This window comes from Pelagibius sp. 7325, from assembly GCF_037652055.1.
GTDB lineage: Bacteria > Pseudomonadota > Alphaproteobacteria > Kiloniellales > Kiloniellaceae > Pelagibius.
Genome location: NZ_JBBKAH010000015.1, coordinates 105,604 through 127,806, shown reverse-complemented (window position 1 = coordinate 127,806; position 22,203 = coordinate 105,604). Strand labels below are relative to the sequence as shown.

General features: G+C 68.7%; 21 protein-coding genes and 1 tRNA gene. 15 read left to right on the top strand and 7 right to left on the bottom strand.

Translation table 11 applies throughout. The features are described 5' to 3' along the window. Positions 1 to 7: 7 nt before the first annotated feature. From WDC82_RS24735 to WDC82_RS24725, 3 genes are read right to left on the bottom strand one after another with little or no spacing between them, the layout of a single operon-like run. Entirely contained in the window at positions 8 to 964 is a 957-nt protein-coding gene (locus WDC82_RS24735) for a tripartite tricarboxylate transporter substrate binding protein (RefSeq protein WP_340120127.1), read from the bottom strand. Between the two features lie 29 nt (positions 965 to 993). Next, positions 994 to 1,674 (bottom strand): RraA family protein, encoded by a 681-nt coding sequence (locus WDC82_RS24730; protein WP_340120126.1) that lies wholly within the window; start codon positions 1,672 to 1,674, stop codon positions 994 to 996. 2 nt (positions 1,675 to 1,676) lie between these two features. Then, on the bottom strand, positions 1,677 to 2,669 hold the full coding sequence (locus tag WDC82_RS24725; protein WP_340120125.1) for a hydroxyacid dehydrogenase: 993 nt from the start codon (positions 2,667 to 2,669) through the stop codon (positions 1,677 to 1,679). 190 nt (positions 2,670 to 2,859) lie between these two features. Between WDC82_RS24725 and WDC82_RS24720 the strand changes: the two genes are divergently transcribed. Continuing rightward, the gene (locus tag WDC82_RS24720; RefSeq protein WP_340120124.1) at positions 2,860 to 3,747 is read left to right on the top strand and encodes a LysR family transcriptional regulator; all 888 of its coding nucleotides are present in this window, start codon (positions 2,860 to 2,862) and stop codon (positions 3,745 to 3,747) included. Positions 3,748 to 4,096: 349 nt separating this feature from the next. On the opposite strand, the gene WDC82_RS24715 is transcribed toward WDC82_RS24720, so the two are convergent. Further along, the gene (locus WDC82_RS24715) at positions 4,097 to 5,485 is read right to left on the bottom strand and encodes a PLP-dependent aminotransferase family protein (protein ID WP_340120123.1); all 1,389 of its coding nucleotides are present in this window, start codon (positions 5,483 to 5,485) and stop codon (positions 4,097 to 4,099) included. A gap of 93 nt (positions 5,486 to 5,578) precedes the next feature. On the opposite strand from WDC82_RS24715, the gene WDC82_RS24710 reads away from it, so the two are divergent. The 8 genes from WDC82_RS24710 to WDC82_RS24675 all read left to right on the top strand — a co-directional run bounded on the left by WDC82_RS24710 (position 5,579) and on the right by WDC82_RS24675 (position 12,687). Beyond that, positions 5,579 to 5,851: a DUF1127 domain-containing protein gene (locus WDC82_RS24710; RefSeq protein ID WP_340120122.1), complete on the top strand. Its 273-nt coding sequence runs from the start codon at positions 5,579 to 5,581 to the stop codon at positions 5,849 to 5,851. A 19-nt stretch (positions 5,852 to 5,870) separates the two neighbouring features. Continuing rightward, complete coding sequence (locus WDC82_RS24705) at positions 5,871 to 6,680, top strand: PhzF family phenazine biosynthesis protein (RefSeq protein ID WP_340120121.1); 810 nt, start codon at positions 5,871 to 5,873, stop codon at positions 6,678 to 6,680. A 41-nt stretch (positions 6,681 to 6,721) separates the two neighbouring features. Then, the gene (locus tag WDC82_RS24700; RefSeq protein WP_340120120.1) at positions 6,722 to 7,201 is read left to right on the top strand and encodes a cupin domain-containing protein; all 480 of its coding nucleotides are present in this window, start codon (positions 6,722 to 6,724) and stop codon (positions 7,199 to 7,201) included. Continuing rightward, complete coding sequence (locus tag WDC82_RS24695; RefSeq protein WP_340120119.1) at positions 7,201 to 7,680, top strand: GNAT family N-acetyltransferase; 480 nt, start codon at positions 7,201 to 7,203, stop codon at positions 7,678 to 7,680. Before WDC82_RS24700 ends, WDC82_RS24695 begins: the two co-directional genes overlap by 1 nt. Positions 7,681 to 7,719: 39 nt before the next feature. After that, on the top strand, positions 7,720 to 8,166 hold the full coding sequence (locus WDC82_RS24690; RefSeq protein ID WP_340120118.1) for a MaoC family dehydratase: 447 nt from the start codon (positions 7,720 to 7,722) through the stop codon (positions 8,164 to 8,166). A gap of 552 nt (positions 8,167 to 8,718) precedes the next feature. Beyond that, entirely contained in the window at positions 8,719 to 9,888 is a 1,170-nt protein-coding gene (locus tag WDC82_RS24685; RefSeq protein ID WP_340120117.1) for a phosphoserine transaminase, read from the top strand. A gap of 104 nt (positions 9,889 to 9,992) precedes the next feature. Next, positions 9,993 to 11,570 (top strand): phosphoglycerate dehydrogenase, encoded by a 1,578-nt coding sequence (serA, locus tag WDC82_RS24680; protein WP_340120115.1) that lies wholly within the window; start codon positions 9,993 to 9,995, stop codon positions 11,568 to 11,570. 79 nt (positions 11,571 to 11,649) lie between these two features. Next, positions 11,650 to 12,687: a VCBS repeat-containing protein gene (locus WDC82_RS24675; protein WP_340120113.1), complete on the top strand. Its 1,038-nt coding sequence runs from the start codon at positions 11,650 to 11,652 to the stop codon at positions 12,685 to 12,687. Between the two features lie 110 nt (positions 12,688 to 12,797). Here the strand turns inward: WDC82_RS24675 and WDC82_RS24670 are convergent, their stop codons facing one another. Then, on the bottom strand, positions 12,798 to 13,352 hold the full coding sequence (locus WDC82_RS24670) for a paraquat-inducible protein A (RefSeq protein WP_340120111.1): 555 nt from the start codon (positions 13,350 to 13,352) through the stop codon (positions 12,798 to 12,800). Between the two features lie 294 nt (positions 13,353 to 13,646). Between WDC82_RS24670 and WDC82_RS24665 the strand changes: the two genes are divergently transcribed. The 4 genes from WDC82_RS24665 (at position 13,647) to WDC82_RS24650 (ending at position 18,970) form a co-directional block, all read left to right on the top strand. Continuing rightward, entirely contained in the window at positions 13,647 to 14,801 is a 1,155-nt protein-coding gene (locus WDC82_RS24665; RefSeq protein ID WP_340120109.1) for an ATP phosphoribosyltransferase regulatory subunit, read from the top strand. 6 nt (positions 14,802 to 14,807) lie between these two features. Continuing rightward, on the top strand, positions 14,808 to 16,100 hold the full coding sequence (locus WDC82_RS24660; RefSeq protein WP_340120108.1) for an adenylosuccinate synthase: 1,293 nt from the start codon (positions 14,808 to 14,810) through the stop codon (positions 16,098 to 16,100). 179 nt (positions 16,101 to 16,279) lie between these two features. Next, on the top strand, positions 16,280 to 18,289 hold the full coding sequence (locus WDC82_RS24655; protein WP_340120106.1) for a hypothetical protein: 2,010 nt from the start codon (positions 16,280 to 16,282) through the stop codon (positions 18,287 to 18,289). A gap of 9 nt (positions 18,290 to 18,298) precedes the next feature. Further along, a complete protein-coding gene (locus WDC82_RS24650; protein WP_340120104.1) occupies positions 18,299 to 18,970 on the top strand; it encodes a hypothetical protein in 672 nt (223 codons plus the stop codon). A 210-nt stretch (positions 18,971 to 19,180) separates the two neighbouring features. On the opposite strand, the gene rpoH is transcribed toward WDC82_RS24650, so the two are convergent. After that, entirely contained in the window at positions 19,181 to 20,062 is an 882-nt protein-coding gene (rpoH, locus tag WDC82_RS24645) for an RNA polymerase sigma factor RpoH (RefSeq protein ID WP_340120103.1), read from the bottom strand. 220 nt (positions 20,063 to 20,282) lie between these two features. Continuing rightward, positions 20,283 to 21,347 (bottom strand): RluA family pseudouridine synthase, encoded by a 1,065-nt coding sequence (locus tag WDC82_RS24640; protein ID WP_340120101.1) that lies wholly within the window; start codon positions 21,345 to 21,347, stop codon positions 20,283 to 20,285. A gap of 114 nt (positions 21,348 to 21,461) precedes the next feature. On the opposite strand from WDC82_RS24640, the gene WDC82_RS24635 reads away from it, so the two are divergent. After that, positions 21,462 to 21,845 (top strand): hypothetical protein, encoded by a 384-nt coding sequence (locus WDC82_RS24635; RefSeq protein WP_340120100.1) that lies wholly within the window; start codon positions 21,462 to 21,464, stop codon positions 21,843 to 21,845. A gap of 232 nt (positions 21,846 to 22,077) precedes the next feature. Next, a tRNA-Glu gene (locus WDC82_RS24630) sits at positions 22,078 to 22,153 on the top strand. The last annotated feature ends 50 nt before the right edge of the window (positions 22,154 to 22,203 follow it).

Below are 22,203 nucleotides of genomic sequence, written 5' to 3'. Positions count from 1 at the left end.
GCCTCGCTCAGTTCCAGGGCGTGGTTTCCCAGACCTGCTTTGCCAGATCATAGACCTCGGCATTGAGCGCCCTGAAGTCGTCACCCACGGCGACCTCGACCGGGTTGGCGGTTTCCTTCATCGCGTTGAGGAACTCGGGATCCTTGGCAAGCTGGCGGAAGGCCTCCAGCAGCTTCGACCGGACATCCTCGGGCAGGCCATCCGGCGCGACGAAGCCGCGCATCGAGCCGTTCACCAGGTCCAGACCCTGCTCCCGGAAGGTCGGCAGGTTCGGTGCGAACTCCGAACGCTCCGCCTTGGCCACTCCGAGAACGTTCAGCTCGTCGCGGAAGTTCGCCACCTCGGAGATATTGAGAATGGCCATGGCGACGTGTCCGCCCATCAGCGCGGTGCGCGCCGGCGCTGAACCCTTGAACGGCACGATGGTGAACTCGGTGCCAGTCAGATTCTGCAGCTTGTTCAGGGCGAAGTGGTCGTCGCCGCCCAGACTCGACATGGCGACCGTAACCGCGAGCGGGTTGGCCTTCGCCTCAGCGAGCAGCTTGTCCATCGTGTCCAGACCGCTCTTCTTTGAGGTGACGATCACATTGGGATCGTTCACCACGTTCGCCAGGAACGTGAAGCTGTCGGCGCTGTAGTCGGCCTCGCGGTCCAGGGTGCGGGCCATCATACCGGGCAAATTGTAGGTGCCCAGGGTATAGCCGTCCGCATCCGACGTTGCGACCTCGGTGATGCCGATCTGGCCGCTGGCACCGGGGACGTTCTTGACAACGAGGCTGGCGCCTCCACCGAGGTACTTTTCGATGAAGGGCGCCGTGGTGCGCGCCATGACATCGGTGCCGCCGCCGGCAGAGAAGCCGACGACGACGGTGATCGGCTTTTCCGGATAGCCGGCGGCCAGAGCCGCACCCGAGGCGAGCGTGAGCGCAGCCGCCAGCACGGATGTCTGGAGATATCGAAACATAAGTATCCTCCCTTTTTTGATTTGACGTTCTAGTTGTTGGGGAACTCGCAGCCGCGTTCCTTCAGCGTGGCGTCGACCCAACTGCGGTCGTTGGTGCCTTCGGCGATCGCCGCCATCTGACGCGTTTCGGCCGCCTGCTTCGCCTGGGTCTTCTTGAGGATCTCTTCGGCTTCATCGAGCGGCACCGACAGGACGCCGTCCCAGTCGCCGACCATGATGTCGCCGGGCGCGACGACCATGCCGTCCAGGCTGACCGGAACGTTGATCTCGCCCGGGCCGTCCTTGTAGGGACCGCGGTGGGTGACTCCCGCGGCAAAGGTCGGCAGATTCATGGCCGCACAGGCCTCGGCATCGCGAATGGCGCCGTCGATGACGAAGCCGGCCACGCCGCGCTTTTTGGCATGGGACAGCATCAGTTCGCCGATCAGCGCGTTGGTCAGGTCACCCCCCGCATCGACGACGATCACGTCGCCCGGCTCGGCCATGTCGATGGCCTTGTGCAGCATGAGGTTGTCGCCGGGGCGCGTCCGCACCGTGAGGGCGGGACCGGCCATGCCGCCCGAGGCGTGCATCGGGCGCAGCCGCGGGCCGCCGGCAGAGAGCCGGCTCATGTTGTCGGAGATATTGGCCACGGGCAGTACTGCGAAGGCCTGGATGAGCGCCTTCGGCGCGACGCGCGGGCGGGACAGGATGCGAAAGCCGATCGGCATGGTCATTCCTTGTGTTCGGCAAAGGACTTGGATTCTTCGGCAAGCAGCGCATGGTTCGCGATGCGCTCCGGTGCGACGGACTGGCCTTCGAGAACCTGGAAGATTCCGCGCACAGCCTCGACGCCGACGCGCGCCGCCGCCTCGCGGGTGACGCCGCCGATGTGGGGGGTCACGACGATCCCTGGCTCCGCCCACAAGGGGTTGTCCGGGGCGGGGGGTTCCTCGGCGAAGGTGTCGAGGCCGGCCCCGGCCAGATGGCCCGAGCGCAGCGCGGCGAGCAGGGCCGCTTCATCGATCAGCCCGCCGCGGGCCGTGTTGATGACATAGCTGCCCGCCGGCATCTTCGCGATCGTCTCGGCGTTCAGCAGTGACCGGGTCTGCGCTGTGAGCGGGCAATGCAGGCTGACGATGTTGGCCCGCATCAGGAGATCGTCGAGGGTGGCGCAGCGTGCGACACCGTGGTGTTCGAAAACGGCATCCTCGGCGTAGGGATCGAAACCGGTCAGTGTCAGCCCGATGCCCTGGGCGATCCGGCCGGTCGCCCGCGCGATCGAGCCCATGCCCACCAGCCCGAGCGTCGCGCCCGTCAGCTCCCGCCCCTGGAACCCCGGCTTCTCCCAGCGCCCCGCGCGCAGCCCGGCATCCAGCGGCAGGATCCGCTTGACGGTGGCCAGCAGCAGGGCGATGGCGTGTTCGGCGACAGAGACCGCATTGGCCCCGGTCGCGACCAGCACGGGAATGCCGCGGCGGGCAGCGGCAGCGAGGTCGATATTGTCGACGCCCACGCCGTGCTTGGAAATCACGCGCAGCTGCGGCGCCGCGTCCATCACCTCGGCGTCGAGGCGTCCCATGCGGGAGACGATGCCGACTGCGCCGGTCTCTTCCAGGCAGCGCGAGATCACGTCGCCGGCGGCATAGGCCGGCGTATGGGCCGTGCGATAACCCTTCTGTGCCACCAGGTCGGCGGCGGCAGGATCGAGGTCTGGCCCCGTCACGAGGATCGTCTTGCTAATGGCATTCGCTCCCAGCCTCTCGCCCCGGCAATCGGCGGCGATGAGTTCGAACCTTTGCCCGCGCAACCGAACGACGGCGTGGCGGACGGGCCCTTTTTTGTTGGTTCTATGACAAAGAAATGCTTTATAAAAGCGAATAAATCTGGCCATTCAGTGAAGAAAAACTGCACAAATGGATACACGGCAGCTCCGGACCCTGATTGCGATCTCGGCGCATGGCACCTTTGCTCAGGCGGCCAAGGTGGTTGGCCTGACCCCCTCGGCGGTCAGTCAGCAGATGTTCGCATTGGAGCAGGAACTGGGGGCGGCGCTGTTCGACCGCAGCTCTCGGCGGCCCAAGATCACCTCCCAGGGGATGCAGGTCATCGAACTGGCCAAGGATTTCCTGCGCATGGAGGAGGATGCCAAGGCGGCCCTGAGCGGCCACCGGATCGCCGGCAAGCTGATGCTCGGTTCAGTGCGTTCCAGCGCGTTGAACCTGCTGCCGAGGGCAATCGTCGAAATGCGCCACCGCTATCCCGCCCTGACGGCGAACCTGCGGGTGTCGCTCAGCTCACCGCTGATCGACGACGTCGCCTCGGGACGGCTGGACGCGGCGGTGGTCGCAGAGCATCTCAGAATTCCGCCCGCGCTTCGCTGGAGCCCCTTTCTGCGCGAGCCGCTGTGGCTCATCGCGCCGAAGGGCAGTGGGATCCGTGATCCGCTGAAGCTGCTCAACAAGAAGCCCTTCGTGCGTTTTCGCAGCCCGGTGCCGCTGGCAAACCTGATCGACACCGAGATTTCCCGTTGGGGCGTCGTCACCCAGGATATCGCCGAGATCGACACAATCGGATCCATCGTGAGCTGCGTGCGCCAGGGCCTGGGAGTTTCCGTCGTGCCGCATGTAGCGCTGCAGGAGCCCGACCACAAAGAGCTGGATCTGCTGCCCTTCGGTGAACCGCAGGTGCACCGGCAGATCGGGATCGTCGAGCGCACTGTTTCGCCGCGCAGCGAGATCATTGCCCGTCTACACGAGGTCCTGGCTCAGTTGTGCGGCGAACACGGGGTCGACCGCCCGTAGGCTCTGCCCGGCCCATGAGCGGTTCCACCAGCGAGGGCAGCTGTTTCCCCGTTCCCGTCCTTCAGGCACTTCCTCGACGCGATTGTCGTAATCGCACTTTGGATGACAGAAGAGGCTTAAACCAGATCGTGCCGCTCCAGCAGCGTCTCTCTACCGAACGCCGCCGCTCACGGATTTGTCTAATCTTAACCAAAGAACGAACGCGCGTTAGGGGCTGAGACATCAGCTTCGGGTCAAAAGCGATTCTCCCCCACAGCCGCACAGCTTGACCGCTCGTCGAACACCCGCGGAGCTTCTTGCCGACCGGCCCCGCCCAGCCTGAGCCTCTCGGCTCCACCGCGTTGCTGACCTACACCACGTTGCTGAAGCTGTAGGCCGGGCCCTCGCGCAGCAGTTCGGCGAGCACGCCGAGGCCGCGGCGCAGTTCGTCGTGGTCGCGCGGCGGGCCGAAGCAGATGCGCACGGCGGGCGCGCTTTCGCGGCGGCCGACCATGAAGGGATCGCTGGGCGTCACCAGCACGCCGCGGCGCTCGGCCTCGGCGGCGAATTCGCTGGAGCGCCAGGGCTCCGGCAAACGCAGCCACAGGAAGTTGGCGCCTTCGGCGCAGTCGATGTCCCAGCCGGCCATCGCTTTGCGCGCCAGCGTGCTGCGCGCCATCGCCTCGCGCTTGCGCCCGTCGCGGATCGTGGCGGCGACGCCGCTGCGGATCAGCTCGGCGGCGATCTCGGCGGTCAGCGGACTGGCCATCCAGCAGGTCGAGTGCACGGCGCTGCCGACGCGGCCCAGCGCCTTTTCCGGCGCCGCGACGAAGGCGGTGCGCAGGCCCGGTGCCACGGTCTTCGACAGCCCGGCGATGTAGAAGCCCAGCTCCGGCAGGTGGCTGGCGATCGGCAGCGGCTCCTCGCCGTCCAGGTTGCCGAAGGTGTCGTCCTCGACCACCGCGGTGCCGTGGCGCCGGGCGATGTCGGCCAGGGCGCGGCGGCGCTCCTCCGGCATGGTCAGGCTGGTCGGGTTGTGCTGGTTCGGGCAGAGGTAGACGGCCTTCACGTCGTGGGTGCGGCAGGCCTCCTCCAGGGCATCGGGCAGCGGCCCGTCGGCGTCGCGCTCCAGGCCGTCGAGGCGCAGGCCGAGCAGCCGCGCGAGGCTGCGGATGCCGGGGTAGGTGAGGGAGTCCGAGACGATGTGGTCGCCCGGGCGGGTCACCGCGGCCAGCGACACCAGGACGCCGTGATGCGCCCCGGCGCTCACCGTCAGCCGCTCCGCGGTCACCTCGAAGCCCGACCGGCTGATCCAGCGCGCCCCCGCCTCGCGGTGCTCCGCCAGGCCGCGCTGATGCTGGTAGCGCATCATCTCCAGGGCGCGCGGGCCGCCGGCGACGCGGGCCATGACCTCGGCGATCGCGGTTTCCTCGGCGCAGGGCATCGGCGGCGCCGAGCGCATGTGGATGGTGCCCGGCGGGGCGTCGTGCCAGCGGTGCAGCTGGTCGGCCTGGGCCGGCACGTTCACGAAGGTGCCGCGGCCGACCTCGCCGGAGGTGAGGCCGCGCCGCTCCGCCTCGGCATAGGCGCGGCTGACGGTGCCGACGGTGACCCCCAGGTGCCAGGCGAGGTCGCGGTGGGTCGGCAGGCGGTCGCCGGCCTTCAGCTTGCCGGTGGTGATGTCGCGGGCCAGGGCGTCGGCGATGGCCAGGTAGCGCGGGCCCGAGGCTTCCTCGAGCGCGGGAGTCCAATTTGTCATGGTGACAATAATACAATTGACCCAGACAATGTGCAACAATTAATACAATGAGCAGGAGGTGATGGGTACAATTTTCGCTCTCAGGAGGTTTAGATGGGTACAATTTCCAGAACGGACCGGCCGCTGCTGCCGCCGGCCGCTTTTCCCCCCAACCCGGCCGACCGGGCGCCGGGCGGCTGGACCGCCGGCCGCGGCGGCCTGGCCCGGCGCGTCTGCGCGGCGCTGGCCTCCGTGCTGGTCGTCTGGCAGAAGCGGATCCGCGACCGCGAGGCCCTGCAGTCCATGACCGCCGCGCAGCTCGCCGACATCGGGATCACCCGCGAGGATGCCCTGTGCGAGGCGGAAAAGCCCTTCTGGCACCGCTAGGACAAGAGAGAGAGCCGTTATGACCGAGATCACGCTTTACCAGGTCGACGCCTTCACCGACCGGCCCTTCGGCGGCAATCCGGCGGCGGTCTGCCCGCTGGAGGCCTGGCTGCCGGACGCGACGCTGCAGGCCATCGCGGCGGAGAACAACCTCTCGGAGACGGCCTACTTCGTGAAGCAGGGCGCCCAGGCAGACGGCGACTACCACCTGCGCTGGTTCACGCCCACCATCGAGGTGCCGCTCTGCGGCCACGCGACGCTCGCCAGCGCCTATGTCATCGCGCGGCACGTGGAACCGGGAACGGAGAAGATCGCCTTTCATTCCGCCAGCGGCCCGCTGACGGTGACGCGCAGCGGCGAGGTCTTCACCCTCGATTTCCCCAGCGCGCCGCCGGCGCCTTTCGATGATGGCGGCGCCGTGGCCGCCGCCCTCGGCATCCGGCCGCAGGAGGTGCTGAAAGAGAACAAGGGGAAAGGCGGCAAGATGCTGGCGCTGCTGGCCGGCGAGGCCGAGGTGCAGCGTGCCGCGCCGAACCTGGAGAAGGTCGCCGCGCTGCCCAGCGACGGCCTCATCATCACGGCGCGCGGCGACACGGTCGACTTCGTCTCGCGCTACTTTGCCCCGCACGCCGGCATCCCGGAAGACCCGGTGACCGGCTCGGCGCACTGCGTGCTGACGCCCTTCTGGGCGGCGCGCCTCGGCAAGGCGAGGCTCACCGCACGGCAGATCTCGGCGCGCGGCGGCGACCTCACCGTCGAGGACAAGGGCGCGCGCGTGCTGATCTCCGGCACAGTCGCCCCCTATCTCGAGGGCCGCATCCGCGTGTAGACTGGCGGCCGTTCCACCCTCGAGTCCCAAGAGGAGACGGCATGACCAAGCCCCCCGAGTTTCCCGCCCTCGATCCCATGAGCGTTGAGGCGAGAAAAGGGTCGTCCTATCCCGAGCCCTGGAAGAGCCAGTGCGGCGAGCGCGAGAAGCGCGCGCTGGGCGACGCTCTCGGCCTCAACGACTTCGGCGTGAACCTGGTGCGCCTGCCGCCGGGCGCGCTGTCGTCGCAGCGCCACTGGCACACCCACGAGGACGAGTTCGTCTACGTGCTGGAGGGCGAAGTCACCCTCATCACCGACGACGGCAAGCAGGTGCTGAAGCCGGGCATGACGGCGGGCTTTCCCGCCGGCAAGGGCGACGGCCACCATCTCGTGAACAAGGGCAAGGACTGGGCCGTCTACCTGGAGGTCGGCAGCCGCCACCTGGACGACGAGGTGGTCTATCCGGACATCGATCTCTTCCTCACGAATTCCCGCCACGGCAAGCAGCGCTTCACCAAGAAGAACGGCGAGCCCTACTGATGGCCGCGCTGCGCATCGCGCCGGCGACAGAGGCGGAGATGGACTCTGTGCGCGTCCTCTTTCGCGAGTACGCCGACTGGCTGCAGGTCGACTACTGCCTGCAGGCCTTCGAGTCCGAGCTGGCCGGCCTGCCGGGCGCCTATGCGCCGCCGGTCGGTGGCCTGTGGCTCGCGCGCATCGACGGCGCGCCGGCCGGCGTCGTCGGCCTGTGGCCGCTGGGAGACGGCGCCTGCGAGGTGAAACGCCTCTGGGTGCGGCCCGCCTCGCGCGGTGAAAAGCTCGGCCGCCGGCTCATGGATGCGGCGCTGGCCGGTGCGAGAGCAGCCGGCCACAAGCGCGTGGTTTTGGAAACTCTCGACTTCATGACGGCGGCGCGCGCGCTCTACGCCGATCTCGGCTTCCGCGAAGTCGACAAGGGTGACGCGCCGGAGAACGTGCGGCGCATGGCCTGCGACCTCGCCGCCGCCGCGCCGGCCTGAGACTTTTTCCTCCGACAACAGCAGCAGGGGCACGAGACGGTGCAGGCGCTTTACTTCGACGACTTCGAGCCGGGCCAGACCTTCCACAGCAAGGGCGCGACGCTCAGCGAGTCGCAGATCCTCGACTTCGCGCTGCTCTACGACCCGCAACCCTTCCACCTCGACAAGGAAGCCGCCGCCGAGGGGCCGTTCGACGGCCTCATCGCCTCCGGCTTTCAAACGCTTTGCGTCGCCTTCCGGCTGTTCTACCAGGAGAAGGTGATCAACGCCTGCTCCATGGGCTCGCCCGGCCTCGACGAACTGCGCTGGACCCGCCCCGTGCGCCCCGGCGACACCATCAAGGTTCAGGCAACCGTGAAGGAAGTGCGCCCCTCGCGCTCCAAGCCCGACCGCGGCACCGTCATCATGGACTACGTCACCACCAACCAGGTGGACGAGACGGTGATGACCTTCACCGCGATCCATATCTTCGCGAGGAAGGGGTGAGGGATGAACCGTAATGCTGAGACAGAAGCCTTGCTGAAGATCCTGGAACGGGGGAATCGCCAAGTGGCTGAGGGCAAGCTGCACGACGCCGGGCGAGCGATTTCGGAGTTGCGCTGCAAGTGGGGCGCCGGTCCCGACTACGTGCCTCGCCCCCTGCAAGAGGGATGACAATGCGCGTGCCGCTTTGGCGCGACCCACTGTCGACTCTGTGCCTCACGATGAATGGATGCTCGGGTCCCGCCCGAGCATGACAGTGGAGCGGTGGCCACGGCGGCGCGCTGCGACTGCCACCTCTCAGACCGTCACCCTCGGGCTTGACCCGAGGGTCCATCGGGCAGCTGCCCGGAATTCCTGACCCCCTGGTCAAGTTATCCAACTGCGACGCTTTGGCGCCGGAAAGCGGCGCATGAATAATTGACGCGGTGCAGCATGGTGCTAGTATCCGGCCCGCGCGCGACCCGGGGATTTCCCTAGGAATTCTGAGAGAATCGCCCAGGAATTTCCGTCAGCGCCCCGTCGCTTTCGACCCGCTACTCGCTAAGGAGCCGCCTTATGAACGCCCCCCGCCCGGCCAGCCGGCCTGGGAACCCTTGCTTTTCCTCGGGACCCTGCGCGAAGCGCCCCGGTTGGTCCCTGGGCTCTCTGAGCGAGGCGGCGCTGGGTCGATCACATCGGGCCAAGCTGGGCAAGGCCAAGCTGGCCGAAGTGATCGAGCGCTCCAAGAAAATCCTCGGCATGCCGGCGGACTGGCGCCTCGGCATCGTGCCCGCCTCCGATACCGGCGCCGTCGAGATGGCGCTGTGGTCGTTGCTCGGCCGGCGCGGCGTCGACGTGCTGGCCTGGGAGAGCTTCGGCGAAGGCTGGGCGAGCGACGTCTCCAAGCAGCTGAAGCTGGACAACCTGCGCCTCCTCAAGGCCGGCTACGGCGCGTTGCCCGACCTGACCCAGGTCGACTTTTCCCGCGACGTGGTGTTCACCTGGAACGGCACCACGTCGGGCGTGAAGCTGCCGAACGGCAACTGGATCCCCACCGGCCGCGCCGGCCTCACCATCTGCGACGCCACCTCGGCGGCATTCGCCATGGACCTGCCGTGGGACAAGCTCGATGTCGTCACCTGGTCCTGGCAGAAGGTGCTGGGCGGCGAGGCGGCCCACGGCATGCTGGCGCTCAGCCCGCGCGCCGTCGAACGCCTGGAGAGCTACACCCCGGCCTGGCCGCTGCCGAAGATCTTCCGCCTCACCAAGAGCGGCAAGCTCATCGAGGGCGTGTTCAAGGGCGAGACCATCAACACGCCCTCCATGCTGGCGGTGGAAGACGCCCTCGACGGCCTGAAATGGGCCGAGGAGATCGGCGGCTTGAAAGCCCTCATCGCACGCTCCGAAGCGAGCCTCAAATCCGTCGCCGACTGGGTGGGCGCCTCCGACTGGGCCGACTTCCTGGCCGAGAAGCCGGAGACGCGCTCCTGCACCTCGATCTGCCTGAAGATCGTCGATCCCTGGTTCCTCTCGCTCGATGCCGATGCCCAGGCCGCCGCGGCCAAGCGCATCGCTTCCCTGCTGGAGGAAGAGGGCGTCGCCTTCGACATCGGCAGCTACCGAGACGCGCCGGTCGGCCTGCGCCTGTGGGGCGGCGCCACGGTGGAGCCCGCCGACATGGCGGCGCTGCTGCCCTGGCTCGACTGGGCCTACGGCGCGGTGAAGTCGGACAAGGCGGCGGCCTGAGGGCTGCCGATCCAACCAAGCGATCCCATTGTGCAACGCCGGCGCGCCCCGACCCCATACAGCTGGGTGAAATCGGCGCACCGCGAAGAGAGGTTCATAAAGACATGCCCAAGGTTTTGATTTCGGACGAGTTGAGCGAGCGCGCTGCGGAGATCTTCCGCGAGCGCGGCGTCGAGGTGGACGTGAAGACCGGCATGAAGCCGGATGAGCTGAAGGCCTGCATCGGGCTTTACGACGGCCTCGCCATTCGCTCGGCGACCAAGGTCACGGCGGAGATCATCGCCGCCGCCGACAACCTGAAGGTCGTCGGCCGCGCCGGCATCGGCGTCGACAACGTGGACATTCCCGCCGCCACGGGCCGCGGCATCGTGGTGATGAACACGCCCGACGGCAACTCCATCACCACGGCGGAGCACACCATCGCGCTGATGATGTCGCTGGCGCGCGAGATCCCCGCCGCCAACCGCTCGACCCAGGCCGGCAAGTGGGAGAAAGCGCGCTTCATGGGCGTCGAGCTGACCGGCAAGGTGCTGGGTGTCATCGGCTGCGGCAACATCGGCGCTATCGTCGCCGACCGCGCCCAGGGCCTGAAGATGCGCGTCATCGCCTACGATCCCTTCCTCTCGCCCGATCGCGCGCGGGATCTCGACGTCGAGAAGGTGGAACTGGACGAGCTCCTGAAGCGCGCCGACTTCATCACCCTGCACGTGCCCATGACCGACCAGACCCGCGGCATGATCGACAAGAAGGCCCTGGCCAAGACCCGCCCGGGCGTACGCATCATCAACTGCGCGCGCGGCGGCCTGGTGGTCGAAGATGACCTCAAGGCGGCCATCGAGTCGGGCCATGTCGCCGGCGCCGCCCTCGACGTCTTCACCGTCGAGCCGGCCAAGGAGAACGCGCTGTTCGGCATGGACCAGGTCGTCGCCACCCCGCACCTCGGCGCCTCCACCACCGAGGCGCAGGAGAAGGTGGCGCTGCAGATCGCCGAGCAGATGTCGGCCTACCTGATGACCGGCGCGATCACCAACGCGCTGAACATGCCGTCGCTGACCGCCGAGGAGGCCAAGCGGTTGAAGCCCTACATGACGCTCGCCGAACAGCTCGGCAGCTTCGCCGGGCAGCTGACCCATACCGGCCTCAGGTCGGTGACCATCGAGTACGAGGGCGACGTGGCGGCGTTCAACACCCGGCCGCTGACCCAGGTGGCGCTCTGCGGCCTGCTGCGCCCGATGCTCGATACGGTGAACATGGTGAACGCGCCGCTGATCGCGCGCGAGCGCGACATCGACGTCGCCGAGGTGAAGCACGAGCGCGACTGCGACTACCAGACCCTCATCCGCCTGTCGGTGACCACCGAGCGCGGGCCGCGCAGCGTCGCGGGCACCCTCTTCGGCCACACCAAGCCGCGCGTGGTCGACATCAAGGGCATCTCCGTCGAGGCTGCCCTGACGCCGCACATGCTCTACATTACCAACGAGGACAAGCCGGGCTTCATCGGCGCGCTGGGCACCACGCTGGGCGATGCGGGCGTCAACATCGCCACCTTCCACCTGGGCCGCGCGGCGCAGGGCCAGGACGCCATCGCCCTGCTGGAGCTGGATGCGCCGATCGACGCCAAGACGTTGGAGAAGGTGCGTGCACTGCCCCACACCAAGCAGGCCGAGGCACTGCGTTTCTAGCAGACTGCTGCTAGAGAGACTTGGCCCGTGGCCCATCCTTCGAGACGCCGCCTTGCGGCGGCTCCTCAGGATGAGGGGTGTGATCGAAAAGATTGACCTCATGCTGAGGAGCGAGCATCAGCGAGCGTCTCGAAGCACGAGGTCAATCGGGCCGCTAGGCCGTCTTCAGCAGCTCTCTAGGGCCGGCTTCGCCGGACTCGCGCTGCTTGCCGCCGTCATCGCGGCGGTGGGCGGCGGGCCCGCCTTTGCTCAGAGCCTCGAGTCCCTCGGCTTCCGCCCGTTCTTCGCCGAGCCGTCGCGCAGCATGAAGATCCAGCTGCGCGCCGTCGTGCGGCCGCAGGACGCCCTGCCCGATGGACAGCCGGCCGTCGCATCGAAGGCAAGCGGCGGCCGCATTGCCGAGGCCTGGCTCATCGCGCCGACGGAACGTTACGACCACGGCGTCCTCGGCGACGCGGTGGAGGCCGGCGGCCTCATGGTGCGCCTGAAGGGCGGCGGCGAGCGCCGCCTGCTGCTGCCGGAGAACCAGGTCTTCGAGGACCTGCAGCCGCGCCTCGCCGATCTCGACGGCGACGGCGAAGAGGAGATCCTGGTGGTGCGTTCCGCGCTGGACGCCGGTGCCGTGCTCACCGTCTACGGCCTGGTCGGCGACGACCTGCGGCTGATCGCCGAGGGCCCGCAGACCCTGCCGCGGCACCGCTGGCTGAACCCGGTCGGCGCGGCGGACTTCGACGGCGACGGCGTCGTCGAGGTCGCCTACGTGGAGACGCCGCACATCGGTGGCATCCTGCGCATCGTTTCGCTGCAGGACGGCAGGCTGGTGGAGGAAGCCTCCTGGGCCGGCTTCTCCAACCACCTCATCGGCTCGCGCGAGCTCGGCCTCTCCGCCATCCTCGACTTCGACGAGGACGGCCTGCCGGAGATCTTCCTGCCCTCGGCACGCCGCCGTTCGCTGCGCGTGCTGCGCTACCGCGACGGCGAGATCACGCTGCTGGGCCGCGACTTCTACGACGCGCAGATCGTCGGCGACTTCCGCCTGGAAGACCTCGACGGCAACGGCATGGACGAGGTGATCTTCCAACTCGACGACGGCCTGGAAGTGCGGCTGTATCGGTGAGTCGAACCAAGTTTCGCAACCCTATCCCGCAAGGGGAGAGCGCTTTTCGTTTCCCTCTCCCCTCCGTGGGAGAGGGTTGCGCAGCGTTTAGCGCGATCGTGAGATCGGGCTTACGCGGAGCTGGGTGAGGGGGAGTCGCCGGCGAGCCGGCGATGTGCCAGCACGGCGATGCGGCGCACGGCGACCATGGAGAGCACCACCGCGGCGACGAAGACGTAGAGTCCGGCGTGGATCGCCACGTCGGAGATCAGCGACAGCTTGATGACGACCACCAGCATGGCGACGACGAAGACGTCGAGCATCGACCAGCGGCCGATCGTCTCGACCCAGCCGAGCACCCGGCGCACGCGCGGGTCGTCGACCCTGAGGCGGCTCCAGGCGAGCCAGGCGAAGATCAGCTTGCCGACCGGCAGCACCACGGTGAACAGCACGATGAGGACGAAGAGGGCGACGTCGCCGCTCTCCAGCAGGCGGAAGGCGCCGGTGAGGATGGAGACCTCGTCGTAGAACACCAGCAGGGTGCGCACCGTCATCACCGGCAGCAGCCAGCCGGCCACCAGTGCCGCCGCCGCCGCGATCAGCAGCACGCCGAGGAAGCGGTCGGCGCCGCGGCTCTCGGCGGCCAGGGTGCCGGGCGGGGCGAAGAGGGGGAAGGAGAGGCGCAAGAGGGGATCGGGTGTGATGGCTGCGGTATCGGGCCCAGTGTGTACGGTCCAGGGTCTACGGCCCAGGGCCTACGCCCCAGTGTCTACGCCTGGCACCGGCCGGGCAAGCCGCTTTAACCGCTTGATTTCCCGCTCTTTCCGGCCCGATGTCGAGACCGTGCGGCGGATTTCTGTTTGCCCCTCCGGGTGAAGGCTGCTAACAGAGAGCGGAAGCGGAACCCGCCCGCTTCCATGCCCTGCCCAGGAACCTGGGCCCATGGAACCGGACCGCATCTTCTCCGCCGATCAGCTGCCATGACCCAACACACCGAAAAGGGCCTCTTACCGGCCGGCCTGCAGGATGTGCTGCCGCCACTCGCCGCGCACGAATCGGCGGTGGTCGAGCGCCTGATCGCCGCTTTCCAGGCCCAGGGCTACGACCGGGTGAAGCCGCCGCTGCTGGAGTTCGAGGAGGCGCTGCTGACCGGCGCCGGCGCCGCGCTGGCCGGGCAGACCTTCCGCCTGATGGATCCGGTGAGCCAGCGCATGATGGGCCTGCGCGCCGACTTGACGCCGCAGGTCGCGCGCATCGCGGCGACGCGCCTGCGGAAGGCCGCGCGCCCTTTGCGTCTCTGCTACGGCGGCCAGGTGCTGCAGGTCCGCGGCAGCCAGCTGCGCCCCGAGCGCCAGTTCGCCCAGGTCGGCGTCGAGCTGATCGGGGCGCCGCAGGAGACCGGCGATGCCGAGGTCGCGCTGCTGGCCATCGAGGCGCTGAGCGCCGTCGGCGTGCAGGAACTCTCCGTCGACATCAACACGCCGCCGCTGGTCGGCGCCTTGGCGCGCGACCTGGGCCTTGCCGATGCCGAGGTGGCCGAGCTGCGCGCCGCATTGGACCGCAAGGACTCCGCGGCGGTGCGCGCGCTCTCCGGCAAGCACGACAAACTCTTTCAGGCCCTGCTGCGCACGGCGGGCCCGGCCGACAAAGCACTGGCCGCGCTGACGGCGCTGCAGCTGCCGGCGGCCGCCGCCGCCGAGATGCAGCGCCTCGCCGCCGTGGTCGCGCGCATCAGGCAGGCGGCGCCCGGCGCCCGCCTCACCGTCGATCCGGTCGAGCACCGCGGCTTCGAGTACCAGACCGGCATCAGCTTCATTCTCTTCGCCAAGGGCGTGCGCGGCGAACTGGGCCGCGGCGGCCGCTACGACGCCGCGGGGCCGAACGGCGCGGCGGAATCCTCGACCGGCTTCACGCTCTTCATGGATACCGTGCTGCGGGCGCTGCCGTCGCCGGCCCCGGCGCGGCGCATCTTCCTGCCGGCCGGCACCGCGCCGGACGAGGGGCGGCGTCTGCGCGCGGAAGGCTGGGTCACCGTGGCCGGTCTCACGCCGGCCGCCGATACCGCGGCCGAAGCGCGCCGCCTCGGCTGCAGCCACTGCTTCGCCGACGGCGCTGTTTCAGAACTGAAGGACTGATCCATCATGGCTAATGTGGTCGTCGTCGGGTCCCAATGGGGGGACGAAGGCAAGGGCAAGATCGTCGACTGGCTGTCGGAGCGCGCTGACGTCGTGGTGCGCTACCAGGGCGGCCACAACGCCGGCCACACCCTGGTCATCGGCGGCGAGGTCTTCAAGCTCTCGCTGCTGCCCTCGGGCGTGGTGCGCAAGGACAAGCTGTCGGTCATCGGCAACGGCGTGGTGGTGGACCCCTGGGCGCTGATCGAGGAGATCGACCGCATCCGCGCGCAGGGCGTCGAGGTGACGCCGGAGCGCCTGCGCATCGCCGAGAGCGTCGCCCTCATCCTGCCGATGCACGGCGCGGTCGACCGCGCGCGCGAGACGGCCAAGGGCGATGGCAAGATCGGCACCACCGGGCGCGGCATCGGCCCGGCCTATGAAGACAAGGTCGGCCGCCGCGCGGTGCGCCTCTGCGACCTCGCCGACCCGGAGCTGCTGCGCCAGCGCGTCGAGGGCCTTCTGGTGCACAACAACGCGCTGCTGCGCGGCCTCGGCCAGCCGGAGTACACGGCCGACGAGATCGTCGCCAGCCTGCTGGCGCTGGCGCCGCGCATCCTGCCCTTCGCCGACCGCGTGTGGCAGAGCCTCGATGCGGCGCGCCGCAGCCGCAAACGCATCCTCTTCGAGGGCGCGCAGGGCGTCATGCTGGACGTCGACCACGGTACCTATCCTTACGTGACGTCGTCGAACACCGTGGCCGGCAGCGCCGCCGCCGGCTCCGGCATGGGCCCCTCGGCGCTGGACTTCGTGCTCGGCATCACCAAGGCCTACACCACCCGCGTCGGCAGCGGGCCGTTCCCGACCGAGCTGACCGACGAGATCGGCGAGTTGCTGGGCGCGCGCGGGCGCGAGTTCGGCGTGGTGACCGGGCGCAAGCGGCGCTGCGGCTGGTTCGACGCGGTGATGGTGCGCCAGGCCGCCAAGATCGCCGGCATCGACGGCATCGCGCTGACCAAGCTGGACGTCCTGGACGGCCTGGAGGAGATCAAGGTCTGCGTCGGCTACGAGGTCGACGGCGAGCGCCTCGACTACCTGCCGGCTCAGCCGTCGCGCCAGGCCAGGGCCAAGCCGCTCTACGAGAGCATTCCCGGCTGGGCCGAGAGCACCATGGGCGCGCGCTCCTGGGCACAGCTTCCCGCCCAGGCGGTGAAGTACATCCGCCGCCTGGAGGAGCTGATCGAGGTTCCGGTCGCGCTGCTCTCAACCTCGCCGGAGCGCGACGACACCATCCTGGTACGCGACCCCTTCGCCGACTGACCCCCGCCGCAAAGGCGCCCAAAAGTGCGAAAAACCGTGGTTCCGCCCGGGCGCCTTTAACGTTCTGTTTTCCTTATTGCTGTTAACTGTGGCCTCCCGGGCTGGTTGATAGACCGCCGGGCGGAAGTCCTTCGCTTTCAACAGCAACGAGCAGACAGCAACGGGCAGCGGACGCCGCAATGAGTGACGACAATGGCCTCGTCATGGTGGCCGAGCGCTACCGTGTGCACCCCGACCAGCCGATGCCGGCGCTGGACGCCGCCGGCGGCGTGCGCGCCTATCAGGCCACCGACGAGCGCGGTTCGCCCAAGGCGCTCTTCGCCCTGGTGTGCCGCCGCGATCTTGCCCCGCGCACCGAGGCGCTGAACAGCTTCGCCCGCTTCAACCGCCTGCCGCTGGTCACACCGCTACGCTGGGGCGTGGTCGACTGGCCGCCGGAAAAGGCGCGCCGCTTCGTCATCATCCTGAACCAGCCCGGCGGCGAGCGCATCGCCACGGGCCCCGATGCCAGCTTCGAGCCCTGGCGCGAGGACCGCGTGGTCCGCCTGGTGCTCAACCCGCTGATGCCGGTGTTCAAGGAACTCGGCGGGCGCAACCTGACCCACCGCGCGATCCGCGCCGACAACCTGTTCTTCACCAACGGCACCCGCGACGCGGTGATGCTGGGCGAGTGCTTCTCGCTGCCGCCGGCGATGGCGCAGCCGTCGATCTACGAGCCGATCGACGGCGCCATGGCGATGCCCGAGGGGCGCGGCCACGGCGATCCCGCCGACGACTACTATGCGCTGGGCGTTCTGCTCCTGGTGCTGCTGTGCGGCGGCAACCCGGTGCCCGACATGACCGAGGAAGAGATCGTCGAGTCGAAGATCAGCAAGGGCTCCTATGCCACCCTGGTCGGCGACACGCGCCTCTCGCTGCCGATGGTCGAGGTGCTGCGCGGCCTGCTGTGCGACGATCCGGACGAGCGCTGGCGCCACGGCGATCTGCAGCTGTGGCTGAACGGGCGCCATCTGAGCCCGAAGCAGGCGCTGCTGCCGCCCAAGGCCGCGCGCCTGTTTCCCTTCAAGGAGATCGAGTACGCCAACGCCTCGGCGCTGTCCTACGCCATGGGGCGTCACTGGGCGGAGGCGCTGGACGTCATCAAGACGCCGGATCTGGAGCGCTGGATCCGCCGGTCGCTGGCCGACGACCGCCGCGCCGACGCGGTGGGCGCGGCCACCCAGGTGGTGATCGGCATCGGCGGCGGCGGCTCGGCCGTGGCCGACCGCATGCTGTCGCGCGTGCTGATGGCGCTCGATGGCCAGGCGCCGATCCGCTACAAGCAGGTCGCCGTGCGCCTGCAGGGCCTGTCCACCGCTTTTGCCGTCAACTACCACAACGACGAGCGCCGGCAGATCTTCGCCGAGATCATCCTGCACAAGCTGCCGCAGATGTGGATCGAGGTGCAGCCGCAGGTGCGCGCCGACGTCGTCGCCTTCGTGCGCGCCTTCGACATGGTCGCCATGCACCTGACCAAGCCGCGCATCGGCTACGGCCTGGAGCGCGCGCTCTATTCTCTCAATACCTCGTGGCCCTGCCAGAGCCCGCTGCTGGAAGGCGACTACGTCGCCGACCTGAGCGATCTGCTGCCGGCGCTCGAGCGCCTGGCGCAGCAGGGCAAGACCGACCGCCTGCCGATCGACTGGCACATCGCCGGCTTCGCCTCGGCGCGCTCGAAGATGTCGCTCGACCGGGCCTTCGCCGAGATGTCGGAGACCGAGCGCGAGGACATCCACAATCTCGGCCTGGTCCGCCTCTTCGCGGAGATCCAGGAAGCGGTCGGGCCGGAGCGCCTGCCGCATCTCGCCGGCTGGTGCGCGGCGCTGCTGAAGCCTGCGGTCGACAAGTTCCGCAACCGGACCCGGCGCGAGCAGATGACCGAAGTGCTGCAGCAGCTGGCCGGCAAGGGGCATCTTTCGTCCTTGGTCGCCCTGATCGACAACCCGGACCGGCGCGCCGCCGACGAGCAGGGCTTCCTGCTCGCCCGCCGCGAGTTCGCCGCGCTGGTCGAGCAGATGAACTGGCTGCGCAATGGCGGCCTGACCAGGCCGGCGGTGGTGCGCGCCAGCGGCCGCGAAGCCGCCAGCGTCGTCTCCGGCGTCATCGCGGCGGTAGCGGTGATGCTGATCACCTTGAATGCGGCGCTCTAGGAGGCGGCGATGGCAAAGGCGGTTGCGGTAAGGGGTCAGCCTCAGGGCGGCGGGGCTCAAGGCAGCGGGGCTCAAGGCAAGGGCGGCCCGGGCAAGGCGGCTTCCCAGGGCCAGCGCAAGGCCGGCAAGGCGCGCCGCGGGCCCAGGACCTGGGTGAAGGTGCTCGCCCTCATCATCCTGTTTCCCTTCGCCGCGGTGTTGCTGCCGACCACGCTGGTGTTCTTCACCATGATGGCGCCGACCTGGGTCGCCTACATGACCGACCGCTCGAAGGAAAAGCACCTGGCGGCCACCGTCGGCATGCTGAACTTCGCCGGTACCCTGCCGGCGATCATCACGCTGTGGGCGCGCGGCCAGAACCATCCCGTCGCCATGGACCTGCTCGGCGACGTCTACGTCTGGGTGGTCGCCTACGGCGCCGCTTCCTGCGGCTGGCTGATTTTCGGCTTCATGCCCAACATCGTCGGCAGCTACTACCGCATGACCACGCAGAACCGCATCCGCGGCCTGGTCAAGCGGCAGAAGGCGCTGATCGCCGAGTGGGGGCACGCGGTCGCCGAGGGCATCGGCGTGATACCGTCGGGCGACGACGACGACGCGGAGGCGGGCGAAGGCGCCGAGGACGAAGAAGAGCCGGAAGTCACGGAAGCCGAACTGGTACCGCCACGCCGCGCGCGGTGAAGACCGGCAGTTCCCGCTGCGATCGGTCCCCCGCATTCGCCCATCGCATGCAGCAGAGGTTCGCCCCTGCCAAACCAGGGCTGTCGTCCCGGGACTTGATCCCGGGACGACAACGGTATGTGTGTGGAAACATTGCGGGCAAACCGCGAGAGACGTGTGAATGCAGTAGGGCGACAGCCTGGGGGAGGCGGGCTGACCGCCCGGCCTCGCTCAGTTGACCGCCAGGCGCTCGTCGATGGCGGCGTTGCGGATCGCCTTCTGCAGCTTCTCGAAGGCGCGCACCTCGATCTGGCGCACGCGCTCGCGGCTGATGCCGTATTCCTGCGACAGGTCTTCCAGCGTCGTCGGCTCGTCCTTCAGGCGGCGTTCTTCCAGGATGTGGCGCTCGCGCTCGTTGAGGTTGGCCATGGCCGACTTCAGCAGGGTGCGGCGCTTGCCCATCTCCTCGGACTCGGCGAGCAGGCTTTCCTGGTCCTCGCCCTCGTCGACCAGCCAGTCCTGCCACTCGCCGTCGCCGTCGATGCGCAGCGGCGCGTTCAGCGAATGGTCCGGGGCGGACAGGCGGCGGTTCATCGACACCACGTCCTGCTCCGGCACGCCCAGGGTCTCGGCGATCTTGGAGACGTTCTCCGGATGCAGGTCGCCTTCCTCCATCGCCTTCAGCTGACCCTTCAGCTTGCGCAGGTTGAAGAACAGTTTCTTCTGCGAGGCGGTGGTGCCCATCTTCACCAGCGACCAGGAATGCAGGATGTACTCCTGGATCGAGGCGCGGATCCACCACATGGCATAGGTTGCCAGGCGGAAGCCGCGCTCCGGATCGAAGCGCTTGACCGCCTGCATCATGCCGACGTTGCCTTCCGAGATCAGCTCGGACAGCGGCAGGCCGTAGCCGCGATAGCCCATGGCGATCTTGGCCACCAGACGCAGGTGCGAGGTGACCAGCTTGTGGGCCGCCTCGGTGTCGCCGCGCTCGCGCCAGGACTTGGCGAGCATGTACTCCTCGTTCTGCTCCAGCATCGGGAACTTGCGGATTTCCTGCAGGTAACCGCTGAGATTGCCTTCGGGAACGAGAACCGGAACTTTTGCCGCCATCTCCGTCACTCCTCTAGGGCCCTTGGGGACGGGCCCGCCTTAAAGAACTCTGCTGCGCTCACCGCCGGCCGCAATGCCGTCGCGGGGCCGTCGCTGGGCCGTCGCGGGAAAGCGTCACGCCGTCGCATCAGACTCTGGCACGGACCCCCCTTGGCCCCGACGTCAAATTCCTGGATGTCCAACTCTTGAAACCATACCTGACCAATTTGCTCCAGTATATTTAAAACGATTCTAAGGAGCGGATCAAGGCACTTATGTCAGATGGTAATACGCTTTCAAATTGCAAGCGCTCCCCGCTGACAGGGTGTTGAAAACCCAGGGTTTTCGCATGCAGGGCCTGGCGTCCGAGGGCGCCCAGGGCGGTCTGTGCCGCCTCTGGAAGCAAACGGGCGCGGCGCCCGGCGGTTCCCTGGCGCCCGTACAGCGGGTCGCCGAGCAGAGGGTGGCCGGCCTCCGCCAGGTGAACCCGGATCTGGTGGGTGCGCCCGGTCTTCAGGTGGCACTCTAGCAGGCTGACGCGGCCGTTCTGGTACGTTTCGATCACTTTGTAGGCGGTCTCTGCCGGCCGCCCGCCGTGCTTCACGACCGCCATTTTCTTGCGGTTCTTCGGGTTGCGGCCGATGTTGCCGGTGATCGTGCCCGCAGCGGGCTGGGGCAGGCCCCAGACCAGCGCCTGGTAGGCGCGCTCGATGCTGCGGTCGGCGAAGGCCGCGCTGAGGCCCTTGTGGGCGGCCTCGGTCTTGGCCGCCACCATCAGGCCGGAGGTGTCCTTGTCCAGGCGGTGGACGATGCCCGGGCGCTGCTCGCCGCCGATGCCGCCGCCGACGCCGGTCAGGTCGGGGCCGCAGTGCGCCATCAGCGCGTTCACCAGGGTCTTGTCCGGGTTGCCGGCGGCGGGGTGGACGACCAGGCCGGCGGGTTTGTTCAGCACGATGAGGTCGCGGTCCTCGTAGAGGATTTCCAGCGGGATCGCCTGGGCCTCCAGGGCGACGGGCCGAGCTTCGGGCACGATGATGGCGAAAGTTTGGCCGGCCTTCACCTTGGCCGAGGGCGTGGTCACCGCCTGGCCGGCGCAGCGGACCCGGCCCTCGGCGATCAGCGTCTGCAGGCGGCTGCGCGAGAGTTGCGGCAGGGCGGCGGCCAGCAGGCGGTCCAGGCGCTGGCCGGCCTCGGCCGCGCCGGCGGTGACGCTGAGCGCCTGCGCCCCGGCTTCCTGCGACCCGGCCGCCTGGTTTCCGGCTTCCTGGTCGCCGGCCATCTCTTCTTGACCCTCAGGGGCCGTCATGCTTCCTCGCCTTTCGGTCTCAGGATGCGGCGCCCGGCCCGGCGCCGCGCCCGATTCCCCCGTGGCCCGGTTGCCCGGGACCCGACTGCTGTGGTTAGCCAGGGGTTCTACCCGATGCAAGCGCTCAAAGCCCTCGTCATCTTCATGGCCGTGCTGATCGTTGCCGGCATGGTGCTGCTGGTCTACGGCCTGATCACGCGCACCGGAGGAGACGGGGCTGGGGACGAGGCGCCGGCGGCGCCGCCCGCTGCCCCGGGGATCGCCCCCGCCGGGGTGGTCTCCACCCCCACGGCCGTCACGCCCTTCGGCACCCTCGACCTGGCGGTCCCCGACGGCTGCAGCCTGGCGGCCAGCGAGCTGGCCGGCGACCGCCTGGTGGTGCGCTTCACCGGCCAGCCGGCGCGCGGCTGCCAGCTGCTGGTGATCGTCGACCTCGCCAGCGGCCGCGAGATCGGCCGGGTGAAGGCGGTGCCGTCCTCCGCCCAAACGCCGCCCTGAGACCGGCGCCCCGACACCGGCGCCCCGAGCCGGCGCCCCGAGCCGGCGCCAACCCAACACAGAGCCTCACCCTGAGGAGCCGCCGCCAGGCGGCGTCTCGAAGGGCGAGGCTGCCCCAGCTCCGCCGATCCAGCCCCGCCGCTGCCCCACCCCCAAGCCCCTTGCGCGGGCGCGCAGAGGGGACTTGCAAGCCCCGCCGTCTTGGGCTACACAACCGCCCTTCCGGCCATTGGTCCCCTTCGTCTAGTGGCCTAGGACGTCGCCCTCTCACGGCGAAAACAGGGGTTCGACTCCCCTAGGGGACGCCAGGCTTTTTCCACCACATCGTCGCTCTTTTCCCGGCGCCCGTTCCCGGCGC

Bases quoted from the DNA above. Each gene is read 5' to 3' on its own strand.
- WDC82_RS24730 (WP_340120126.1), bottom strand. From the start codon at position 1,674: ATGCCGATCGGCTTTCGCATCCTGTCCCGCCCGCGCGTCGCGCCGAAG.
- rpoH (WP_340120103.1), bottom strand. From the start codon at position 20,062: ATGGCGGCAAAAGTTCCGGTTCTCGTTCCCGAAGGCAATCTCAGCGGT.
- WDC82_RS24660 (WP_340120108.1), top strand. From the start codon at position 14,808: ATGGCTAATGTGGTCGTCGTCGGGTCCCAATGGGGGGACGAAGGCAAG.
- WDC82_RS24710 (WP_340120122.1), top strand. From the start codon at position 5,579: ATGGGTACAATTTCCAGAACGGACCGGCCGCTGCTGCCGCCGGCCGCT.
- WDC82_RS24720 (WP_340120124.1), top strand. From the start codon at position 2,860: ATGGATACACGGCAGCTCCGGACCCTGATTGCGATCTCGGCGCATGGC.
- WDC82_RS24735 (WP_340120127.1), bottom strand. From the start codon at position 964: ATGTTTCGATATCTCCAGACATCCGTGCTGGCGGCTGCGCTCACGCTC.
- WDC82_RS24695 (WP_340120119.1), top strand. From the start codon at position 7,201: ATGGCCGCGCTGCGCATCGCGCCGGCGACAGAGGCGGAGATGGACTCT.
- WDC82_RS24650 (WP_340120104.1), top strand. From the start codon at position 18,299: ATGGCAAAGGCGGTTGCGGTAAGGGGTCAGCCTCAGGGCGGCGGGGCT.
- WDC82_RS24640 (WP_340120101.1), bottom strand. From the start codon at position 21,347: ATGACGGCCCCTGAGGGTCAAGAAGAGATGGCCGGCGACCAGGAAGCC.
- WDC82_RS24700 (WP_340120120.1), top strand. From the start codon at position 6,722: ATGACCAAGCCCCCCGAGTTTCCCGCCCTCGATCCCATGAGCGTTGAG.
- WDC82_RS24715 (WP_340120123.1), bottom strand. From the start codon at position 5,485: ATGACAAATTGGACTCCCGCGCTCGAGGAAGCCTCGGGCCCGCGCTAC.
- WDC82_RS24685 (WP_340120117.1), top strand. From the start codon at position 8,719: ATGAACGCCCCCCGCCCGGCCAGCCGGCCTGGGAACCCTTGCTTTTCC.
- WDC82_RS24705 (WP_340120121.1), top strand. From the start codon at position 5,871: ATGACCGAGATCACGCTTTACCAGGTCGACGCCTTCACCGACCGGCCC.
- serA (WP_340120115.1), top strand. From the start codon at position 9,993: ATGCCCAAGGTTTTGATTTCGGACGAGTTGAGCGAGCGCGCTGCGGAG.
- WDC82_RS24635 (WP_340120100.1), top strand. From the start codon at position 21,462: ATGCAAGCGCTCAAAGCCCTCGTCATCTTCATGGCCGTGCTGATCGTT.
- WDC82_RS24665 (WP_340120109.1), top strand. From the start codon at position 13,647: ATGACCCAACACACCGAAAAGGGCCTCTTACCGGCCGGCCTGCAGGAT.
- WDC82_RS24655 (WP_340120106.1), top strand. From the start codon at position 16,280: ATGAGTGACGACAATGGCCTCGTCATGGTGGCCGAGCGCTACCGTGTG.